Origin of the sequence: Pantoea sp. CTOTU49201 (assembly GCF_032054795.1) — a bacterium.
In the GTDB taxonomy this organism is placed as follows: Bacteria; Pseudomonadota; Gammaproteobacteria; order Enterobacterales; family Enterobacteriaceae; genus Pantoea; species Pantoea symbiotica.
Window position 1 is genome coordinate 1 of the sequence record NZ_DAMBSA010000289.1, and the last position, 6353, is coordinate 6353.

A 6353-nucleotide genomic window follows, 5' to 3' on the forward strand; every position below is an offset into this window, starting at 1 on the left:
TAGCCTTCCTGACGCGCCAGCTGGCTGAGTAAAGCGCAGGTGCGCTGTTGCACGGTGTGCGGCATGAACAGTTTCCTCAGAGAGATTCAGGCAAAGCATAGCTGTGTAAATCGTGGCTGCACAATGCACACGAGAGAATCAGGCAAAGATGTGCCACAATCCGGTCTGTTGCGCACTGCATGATTTATCAACAATAGCCTCGTCAACTCAACGAGGAGTGCATCATGAATACAGCGAAGAAAGTGATTATTTTAACTGGCGCCAGTAGCGGCATTGGCGAAGGCATTGCACGTCATCTGGCGCAGCAAGGTCATCAGCTGGTGCTCGGCGCGCGCCGTACCGATCGTCTGCAAGCGTTATGTGATGAATTGCGTTTTGGCGGCGCAAGTGTGGATTATCTCGCCACCGACGTCACTCAACGCGCCGATACTCAGCAGCTGGTCGATTTTGCACTGGAGAAATATGGTCGTATTGATGTGATGATTAACAACGCGGGCGTAATGCCGCTGTCACCGATGAGCTCAATAAAGGTCGATGAATGGGATTTGATGCTGGACGTCAACATTCGCGGCGTGTTGTATGGCATTGCGGCGGTGCTGCCAACCATGCAAGCGCAGCAGTTTGGTCACATTATCAATATCGCCTCGATTGGCGCGCTGACCGTTTCGCCGACTGCCGCCGTTTACTGCGCCACCAAGTTTGCCGTTCGCGCTATTTCCGATGGCCTGCGTCAGGAGTCGCAGCATCTGCGGGTTACGGTGATCAATCCTGGCGTAGTGGAATCTGAACTGGCGGATATCATCAGCGATAGCACCGCGCGTGACGCGATGAAGAGCTATCGCCAGATTGCGCTCAAGCCGGAAGCGATTGCCAAAGCGGTGAGTTGGGCCATCGATCAGCCTGGCGAAGTGGATACCAGTGAAATCACCGTGCGCCCTACTGCCAGCGCACATTAAGCGGTAAAACTCGTGGCGATTTCAGGCTGAAATCGCCAGCTTTTCTTAGTCACGCTTGATCCGCGCCGCGGCACTTTCGGTCGCGGCACGTCGGCGGGCAATAAAATCCTGCATCTGGATTTTTGCCTCCGCCAACCGTTCCGGCGACGCGCTGCGTGGCGAACCCGAATGGAATGGCGGCGCCGGATCGTACTCCATCTGCAGCTGGATATTTTCCGCAATTTCACGTCCAAGCAGCTCTTCCACCACAGTTAAAGCGAAATCAATGCCTGAGGTGACGCCCGCGCCAGTGATGCGGTTGCGATCGCGCACCACACGTTCCGCTACCGGCGTAGCACCGAGCAGGCTTAGCTGATCAAGCGAACCCCAATGTGACGTCGCGCGATATCCCTGCAATAAACCCGCTGCACCTAACACCAGCGAACCGGTACATACCGAAGTCACCCACTTGGCGTTTTCCGCCATGTGACGCACGAAATCCAGCGTTTCGTCATCCTCCATCAGCGCAATTTGTCCGGGACCGCCGGGAATGCAGATCAGATCGAGTTGGGGGCAATCGTCAAAGCTCACCGTTGGTACGATTGCCAGACCGCGATCTGACATCACCGGCTGGCGATCTTTCCAAATTAGATAGTTGCTAACGTTGGGCATGCGGGCAAACACTTCCCACGGACCGGTGAGATCGAGTTGCGTGAGATTGGGGAACAGCAGTAGACCAATATTAAAGGACATCCTTCACTCCGGGTTGCAGGGATTGGTTCAAAAATGCAGGTATTAAACGTTTATAGCCAACCGGCCTTTTTCAGTCGCCACCACATCACGCAGCAGATAACGACGGTTACGCCCACCACTGCGGGATAACCAAAGTGCGTGTGCAGCTCCGGCATATCGGGGAAGTTCATGCCGTACATGCTGAAAATGATGGTCGGCACAATCAGGATCGCACCCCAACCAGCGAGCTTTTTATTCACTTCGCTTTGCTGAACTGACACCAGCGCCAGATTGACCTGCATCGCGCTGGTGAGCATTTCGCGCATATCTTCCGCATCGATCATCACGTGATGCGCGTGATCCTGCACGTCACGCAGATAGGCGCGCAGGTTTTTAGGAATGATATCTTCGTGGAAGCGCACCAGCTGCTGGCAGATTTCGGTCACCGGCAGCGCCGCGTTACGCAGCGCCAGCAGTTCACGACGCAGATGATAAACGTTCTGCAGCGCATCGCTGTCGAAACGCGTGGTGAACATGCCCTGTTCCAACCCGCTAATGCGATCGTTGAGGGATTCGGTGATTTTGCTGTAGTTATCAACGATGAAATCGAGGATGCAGTAGAGCGCATAACCCGGTCCTTCACACAGTAGCGCGTGATTCTTTTCGGCTTTGGTGCGGATGTCTGCATAGCCTTCCGAAGACCCGTGACGCACGGTGATGAGGAAGTTTTTGCCGAGGAAGAAATGGGTTTCGCCGAAAGTAATGCGCTGCTGCTCGTCCATGTGGGCAGTTTTCACCACGATAAACACCGAATCGCCGTACTGCTCGATCTTCGGTCGCTGATGCGCCACCAGCGCATCTTCAATCGCCAGTTCATGCAGGCTGAATTCCTGCTGCAGCGTCTGCATAAAAGCCGGTTCAGGTTGGTACAAACCCATCCAGACGAAGGATTTCTCTTCTTTTAACACTTCACTGATATCGGCGATATCGACATGCTCTTCGCGCTTGCCGTGGCGATACGCTACGCAGTTAATTACCATATTCGCGCGGTCCATGTTGTTTGCACTGTTTGTCATTTTAGCCTTAAAGCTCGCGTATCATTTCGACGCAGGGAAGATCGGCTTTCGCCAGCGCCGACGGATAAAGCGCTTCACGCACTACACGAAAACCGTGGCGCTGATAGAAGCTACTGGCGTTGGGCGTGGCGGCGAGCGTCAGTTGAGTAAAACCACGCTGACGCGCTTCATCGATAATTGCCTGCATTATCGCGCTGGCATAACCTTTGCCATTGCAAGTGGGCAGCGTAAAAATTGCTTCTACACTGCCGCTGTGCAGATCGAGAAACCCGGTCGCGGCGACGCCATATTCATCATCGTCGACAACATAAGACGGGTTGCTTTTGACCGCCTTAAAGTAGCCGAGCGGTAACGCATCGGACGTCCATGCGCTAATAACATCTGCTGGATAAACGGCCTGGCAACCGTGGCGAATCGCAAGGTTGCGAATACGCCACAACGTGGCCGTTTCATCACAGCGGGCTAAACGCGGTTTCATACGTTTTCCTCTATGCTAGTAATCCGTGGAGTATCACAGTAACAAAACTCATCAGGAAGATAACGCCGATTCCGGCTACAAAAGGTTACGACAATGCAGCTCACTTCATCACGTTTGTTTCTTCGTCCGGTTGAACCCACCGATGTTCAGCGCCTGTTTGCCATCTATGGCGATCCGGATACCAATATGTTCAATCCGGCGGGTCCGTTTCCCGATGTAGCCTTTGCAGAGGAGGTATTAACTCGCTGGCTGGCGCACTGGCAATCTTTCCCCTTTGGCAACTGGGCAATTTGCCTGCGCGAACAACCGGATCAGGTTTTGGGATTTGGTGGCTTAACGGTACGCGAGTTTGCTGGCAAGCCAGTCAATAATCTTGGCTATCGTCTGGCGGAAGAGGCATGGGGAAAAGGTTACGCCACCGAGTTCGCCCGCACGGTGATCGCTTATGGCTTCGATGAGTGCCAGCTTCCGGTAATTGATGCTGCGGTGCGCCCGGATCATTTCGCGTCACAGCGGGTGTTAGAGAAAGCGGGACTGCGCTGTTACGACCAGTTTCACGATGTTCCAGGCGCACCCGCCAGTTTATTATATGAATTACGCGCGCAAACCTGGCGCGATCAGGGCACGCCGAAGTAGCGTAGCAACGCGGTCATTAGCGCGGCACCGATAATTACCAGAATCAACGGTGTGCGCCGCCAGGCCAAAAACACCGCAAACAGTACACCGGCGATGCGCGCGACTCCAGCAAAATGTGTGCCTTCAAACAGCGCGGTGGTTACGGCTACCGCCAGCAGCAAAACCGTGGCAGCATCAGACAGCATGTTGCGTGCGCGATCCGACATCTGCATACGGCTGCCCAGGCGATAACCGGCGAAGCGGATCGCATAAGTGCCTACAGCCAGCAGCGCGATACCGCCAATGATCAGATTATTTTGCATTTTTACGCTCCCGCCAGCTTAGTAATCCCAGCAATGAAAACAGCACCGGCATGCCCGCTGGCACAAATGGCGTTGCCAGCACAGAGAGCGCGGTGCCAAGCGTAGCGGGGATCAGCGTGCGACGCTGACGCAGCGCCGGGAATATCAGCGCAATCAGGATCGCCGGGAACACCGCATCTAAACCAATGGCCGAGACATCGGGAATAAAGCGGCCGATCACCGCACCCCCAATCACCGACAGCGGCCAAATAGTGAAAATACCCAAACCACAAATCCAGTACGCGGTACGACGCTGCGCCAGTTTTGGTTGGGAAATACCAAACACCACGCTTTCATCGTTCATGATGTGGCATCCCAGCAGGCTGCGGCTACCTTTGCCCACCAGATCTTTTACCGCGATACCAAACGGCAGATGACGCGCGTTGACCAGCAAACCGGCCGCAGCTGCGGTCAACGGACTGCCGCCGCCCGCCACAATGCCGATAAACAGGAATTCCGACGCGCCTGCCAGCACTAGCGTTGAGAGCGCAATCGGCACCCACAGCGGAAACCCTTCGGCCGCCGCTAGCGAACCGTAAGAAAGCCCGACAATACCGTCGGCCAGACAAACCAGGAATATGGCTTTTATTACTCCGCGATCAAGCGGCACTGCACCCAGACGCATCACAATTTGATCTCATATCGAACAGGAAAGCCGTTATAATGAACGCAGCAGAATTGTTTTACAAGACGAACAAATCGTTCGATATAAAGAACAGGAGAGGGTTTGACCACGCCAATTGATATTATTGCTGTCGGATTACTGCGCGAACGCCAGCGCGCAGGGCTTTCACTGACAGAAGTGGCGCGTCGCGCCGGGATCGCCAAATCCACGCTGTCGCAGCTCGAAGCGGGTAACGGCAATCCCAGCCTTGAAACGTTGTGGGCGCTTTGCGTGGCGCTGAATATTCCTTTCGCGCGTTTGATGGAGCCGGAAGTGAAGCGATTGCAGGTAATTCGCCGTGGCGAAGGCATGATCGTTTCAGCGGAGATGGCGGATTATCAGGCGGCATTGCTGGCAAGTTGCCCGCCCGGTGGACGCCGCGATCTCTATCTGGTCACCAGCCAACCTGGCGCACCGCGCGACTCAAAACCGCATCCGCCGGGATCGGTGGAGCATGTGATCATCGCGCGCGGCCGTGCGCTGGTGGGACCGCGCGATGCACCGATCGAACTGCATCCGGGCGACTACATTTGTTATCCCGCCGACGAACCGCATGTGTTCGAGGCTTTAGAGGCGGATACTATGGCGGTGCAATTGTCGGAGCAGAATTGAGTTGTGGTTGGCCAGGTCGCCATGAATGGCGACCCTACGGCACTGAAAGTTAGCCATCAGAATTTCCTATTGTTAAATCCGATGATTCGCCTGCGGTGCGGTGGCATGCTGTGGTTTTCTCCGCTAAGAATCAGGAACATATGGACATTATTCCCGCCCGACCTCATCACGCCGCTGCCATCCAGAAAATCTACGCCTGGCACGTGCTGCACGGTACCGCGACTTTTGAAACCGAACCGCCTTCGACGAGCGAAATGCAGAATCGCGTGCAGGATGTGCAGCAGCGCGGCGGTTTTTGGCTGGTGGCGCAGGAGGATGAGCAGGTGCTGGGTTACTGCTATCTGGCGCCTTATCGCCCGCGCTATGCCTATCGCTTTACGCTGGAGGATTCGATTTACCTCGATCAGCAGCAAACCGGCAGAGGCATTGGTCGTGCGCTGTTGCAAAAAGCTATTGCGCTAGCGGAAGCGGCGGGATTTCGCCAAATCATCGCGATTGTTGGCGATAGCGCAAATGCAGGATCGCTGGGATTACACCGGGCGCTCGGTTTTGAGCACACCGGTGTCATGAAGTCGGTGGGATTCAAACATGGCCGCTGGCTGGACACCGTGGTGATGCAGCGTTCACTCGGCCACGGTGATAGCCAGCCGCCAGAGCGTTAAGCGACCTCCTCCATCGCGATCACCCGATGCGTGCCCTTTTCCAGCAGATCGCGATCGTGGCTTACCAGCAATACCGCGCACTGTTGTTCGCGCGCCAGCGAGGTGATGAGCTGGATGGTTTGCTGCTGCACCAGTGGATCAAGACGCGATGTGGGTTCATCGGCAAACAGAAATATCGGATCAAGCAGCATCACGCGTAACAGCGAGAAGCGCTGCA

At 55.3% G+C, this 6353-nt stretch carries 9 protein-coding genes and 1 pseudogene; 4 read left to right on the forward strand and 6 right to left on the reverse strand.

All coding sequences use genetic code 11. The annotated features are described in order from the left end of the window. Positions 1-224: 224 nt before the first annotated feature. Positions 225-956 (forward strand): SDR family oxidoreductase, encoded by a 732-nt coding sequence (locus RTY00_RS17830; RefSeq protein WP_312665325.1) that lies wholly within the window; start codon positions 225-227, stop codon positions 954-956. Between the two features lie 45 nt (positions 957-1001). Here RTY00_RS17830 and RTY00_RS17835 read toward each other — a convergent pair whose 3' ends face one another. The 3 genes from RTY00_RS17835 to RTY00_RS17845 are packed head-to-tail and all read right to left on the reverse strand — an operon-like array spanning position 1002 to position 3221. Next, on the reverse strand, positions 1002-1688 hold the full coding sequence (locus RTY00_RS17835) for a DJ-1/PfpI family protein (protein ID WP_312665326.1): 687 nt from the start codon (positions 1686-1688) through the stop codon (positions 1002-1004). A 50-nt stretch (positions 1689-1738) separates the two neighbouring features. Continuing rightward, on the reverse strand, positions 1739-2707 hold the full coding sequence (corA, locus tag RTY00_RS17840) for a magnesium/cobalt transporter CorA (protein WP_081113251.1): 969 nt from the start codon (positions 2705-2707) through the stop codon (positions 1739-1741). 43 nt (positions 2708-2750) lie between these two features. Beyond that, complete coding sequence (locus tag RTY00_RS17845) at positions 2751-3221, reverse strand: GNAT family N-acetyltransferase (protein WP_312665327.1); 471 nt, start codon at positions 3219-3221, stop codon at positions 2751-2753. A 93-nt stretch (positions 3222-3314) separates the two neighbouring features. Here RTY00_RS17845 and RTY00_RS17850 point away from each other — a divergent pair, with 93 nt between their 5' ends. Next, positions 3315-3857 carry a GNAT family N-acetyltransferase gene (locus tag RTY00_RS17850; protein ID WP_312665328.1) on the forward strand — a complete coding sequence of 181 codons (543 nt, stop codon included), beginning with the start codon at positions 3315-3317 and terminating at the stop codon, positions 3855-3857. On the opposite strand, the gene RTY00_RS17855 is transcribed toward RTY00_RS17850, so the two are convergent. Both RTY00_RS17855 and RTY00_RS17860 read right to left on the reverse strand, forming a co-directional pair. After that, positions 3839-4159, reverse strand: a complete 321-nt coding sequence (locus RTY00_RS17855) for an AzlD domain-containing protein (protein WP_008109204.1) — start codon at positions 4157-4159, stop codon at positions 3839-3841. The genes RTY00_RS17850 and RTY00_RS17855 overlap by 19 nt on opposite strands. Further along, positions 4149-4823: an AzlC family ABC transporter permease gene (locus tag RTY00_RS17860; protein WP_312665329.1), complete on the reverse strand. Its 675-nt coding sequence runs from the start codon at positions 4821-4823 to the stop codon at positions 4149-4151. The genes RTY00_RS17855 and RTY00_RS17860 overlap by 11 nt, the downstream gene beginning before the upstream one ends. Before the next feature lie 102 nt (positions 4824-4925). Here RTY00_RS17860 and RTY00_RS17865 point away from each other — a divergent pair, with 102 nt between their 5' ends. After that, the gene (locus RTY00_RS17865) at positions 4926-5474 is read left to right on the forward strand and encodes an XRE family transcriptional regulator (protein WP_312665330.1); all 549 of its coding nucleotides are present in this window, start codon (positions 4926-4928) and stop codon (positions 5472-5474) included. Positions 5475-5614: 140 nt separating this feature from the next. Next, positions 5615-6136, forward strand: a complete 522-nt coding sequence (locus RTY00_RS17870) for an N-acetyltransferase family protein (RefSeq protein ID WP_312665331.1) — start codon at positions 5615-5617, stop codon at positions 6134-6136. On the opposite strand, the pseudogene RTY00_RS17875 reads toward RTY00_RS17870, so the two are convergent. Next, positions 6133-6353 (reverse strand): annotated as a pseudogene (locus tag RTY00_RS17875) (ABC transporter ATP-binding protein); the annotation flags it as partial. The gene RTY00_RS17870 and the pseudogene RTY00_RS17875 overlap by 4 nt on opposite strands.

Coding starts and splice junctions, on each gene's coding strand:
- RTY00_RS17830 (WP_312665325.1), top strand. CDS start 225: ATGAATACAGCGAAGAAAGTGATTATTTTAACTGGCGCCAGTAGCGGC.
- corA (WP_081113251.1), bottom strand. CDS start 2,707: ATGGTAATTAACTGCGTAGCGTATCGCCACGGCAAGCGCGAAGAGCAT.
- RTY00_RS17845 (WP_312665327.1), bottom strand. CDS start 3,221: ATGAAACCGCGTTTAGCCCGCTGTGATGAAACGGCCACGTTGTGGCGT.
- RTY00_RS17835 (WP_312665326.1), bottom strand. CDS start 1,688: ATGTCCTTTAATATTGGTCTACTGCTGTTCCCCAATCTCACGCAACTC.
- RTY00_RS17860 (WP_312665329.1), bottom strand. CDS start 4,823: ATGCGTCTGGGTGCAGTGCCGCTTGATCGCGGAGTAATAAAAGCCATA.
- RTY00_RS17870 (WP_312665331.1), top strand. CDS start 5,615: ATGGACATTATTCCCGCCCGACCTCATCACGCCGCTGCCATCCAGAAA.
- RTY00_RS17850 (WP_312665328.1), top strand. CDS start 3,315: ATGCAGCTCACTTCATCACGTTTGTTTCTTCGTCCGGTTGAACCCACC.
- RTY00_RS17855 (WP_008109204.1), bottom strand. CDS start 4,159: ATGCAAAATAATCTGATCATTGGCGGTATCGCGCTGCTGGCTGTAGGC.